Here is a 1946-nt window from a genome sequence, read left to right on the forward strand (position 1 = left end):
GCCGTGCCGGCCGCGCGGCGCAGATCGCTGGAGACGAGGGCCTCGGGCCGGAACCGGGCCAGCAGCGCGGCCGCCTCGACCGCCTGCCGATGGCCCAGCTCGTTCAGCGACACGTCGGTCTGCCCCTGGACGCGGTGCCCCGCGTTCCAGTCGGTGTTGCCGTGCCGCCAGACGATCAGCCGGCTCACGCGGCGCCGGTGGCGTCGGCCTCGACCATGTCACGGTCGACGAACGGCACGGTCGGGCAGTCCTTCCACAGCTTGTCGAGCGCGTAGAACTCGCGTTCCTCGGCGTGCTGGATGTGCACCACGACGTCGATGAAGTCGAGGAGGACCCAGCGGCCCTGCCGCTCGCCCTCGCGCCGGACCGGCTTCGCCTTCTCCGGCAGGTTGACCAGCGCCTCCTCGACGGCGTCGACGATCGCGGCGACCTGCCGCTCGTTGGAGGCGGAGGCGATCACGAAAGCGTCGGTGATGGCGAGCTGGTCGCCCACGTCGATGACGACGATGTCCTGCGCCTTCTTGTCCGAGGCGGCCTGCGCGGCCGCCATCGCGAGTTCCAGAGCGCGTTCGGTGACGGGCAAGAGCATCCCCTCTGAGTCAGGTTCAGGAGATACAAGGGTCTCACATGGGTGTGACATTCCCCGAAGGCCGATACAGCCCGCGTTTGGCGATGTATTGCACAACCCCGTCGGGCACCAGATACCAGACCGGATTTCCCATGAACACCCGTGCCCGGCAGTCACTCGAGGAGATGGCCATCGCGGGCACCTCGACCAGCTTCACGGTGTCCGCCGGCAGGTGTTCGGCGGTGAGCTCGAAGCCGGGCCGGGTGACGCCGATGAAGTGCGCCAGCGACAGCATCTCCAGCGCGTCCTTCCACGAGAGGATCTTCGCGAGCGCGTCGGCGCCGGTGATGAAGTAGAGCTCGGCCTCCGGCCCGTACGCCGCGCGGAGCTCCCGCAGCGTGTCGATCGTGTAGGTCGGGCCGCCGCGGTCGATGTCCGCCCGGCTCACCTGGAACCGGGGGTTGGACGCGGTGGCGATGACCGTCATCAGGTATCGGTCCTCGGCCGGCGAGACCGTGCCGCCCTTCTGCCACGGATGACCGGTGGGCACGAAGACCACCTCGTCGAGCTCGAAGCGGCCGGCCACCTCACTGGCCGCGACCAGGTGGCCGTGGTGGATGGGGTCGAACGTGCCGCCCATGATCCCGACCCGTACGCCTGCCATCGACGAAGAATAGATCAACCATCAAGGCGGTCGCGTACGGCGGACAGCAGGTCGGCCGCCGTGAACGGCTTCTCCAGCAGCGCCACGCCCGGGTCCAGCGTGCCCTGGGAGGCGAGCACCGGCTGCGCGTAGCCCGACATGAAGAGCACCGGCGTGCCCGGGCGTACGTCGGCCATCCGTTCGGCCAGCTCGTTGCCCAGCATGCCGGGCATCACCACGTCGCTGACCACCAGGTCGATGTCGCCCTCGTGCAGCGCGGCCAGCTCCAGCGCCCGCTGCCCGCCGTCCGCGGTCAGCACGCGGTAGCCCGCTCCGGAGAGGATCCGCCCGGCCACGTCGCGCAGCGCCGCCTCGTCCTCCACCACGAGCAGCGTCTCGCCGCGGCCACCGGTCGAACCGTTGCCGGTCGGGGCGGCGACGACCGGCGGCGGGACCTCCTGAAGAAGCGGCAGCAAGACGGAGACCGTCGTCCCGACGCCGGGCTGCGAGGAGATGGACACCGACCCGGAGGCCTGGGTGACGATGCCGTACACCGTCGCCAGGCCCAGCCCGGTGCCCTCGCCGCTGGCCTTGGTGGTGAAGAACGGCTCGAACGCGCGCTCCGCCACCTCGGGCGGCATGCCGGTGCCGGAGTCGGACACGCGCAGCCGGACGTGGTCCTGCTGGCGCGCGGTGTCGATCACCAGCTGGCCGCCGGCGGGCATCGCCTCCCGG

The 1946-nt window shown here is 70.7% G+C and carries 4 protein-coding genes; all 4 read right to left on the reverse strand.

From position 1 onward, the window contains the following. The coding region (locus AB0M20_RS40670; protein ID WP_364306549.1) for a histidine phosphatase family protein at window positions 1-188 on the reverse strand (188 nt) is incomplete at its 3' end. After that, a complete protein-coding gene (rsfS, locus tag AB0M20_RS40675) occupies window positions 185-583 on the reverse strand; it encodes a ribosome silencing factor (protein ID WP_364306554.1) in 399 nt (132 codons plus the stop codon). The genes AB0M20_RS40670 and rsfS, both read right to left, overlap by 4 nt. A gap of 40 nt (window positions 584-623) precedes the next feature. Continuing rightward, window positions 624-1232 carry a nicotinate-nucleotide adenylyltransferase gene (gene nadD, locus AB0M20_RS40680; protein ID WP_364306551.1) on the reverse strand — a complete coding sequence of 203 codons (609 nt, stop codon included), beginning with the start codon at window positions 1230-1232 and terminating at the stop codon, window positions 624-626. Window positions 1233-1246: 14 nt separating this feature from the next. Then, window positions 1247-1946: ATP-binding protein (locus AB0M20_RS40685; RefSeq protein ID WP_364306553.1), on the reverse strand; the 700-nt coding region annotated here is incomplete at its 5' end.

The organism is Actinoplanes sp. NPDC051633, assembly GCF_040681735.1.
Classification (GTDB): Bacteria; Actinomycetota; Actinomycetes; order Mycobacteriales; family Micromonosporaceae; genus Actinoplanes.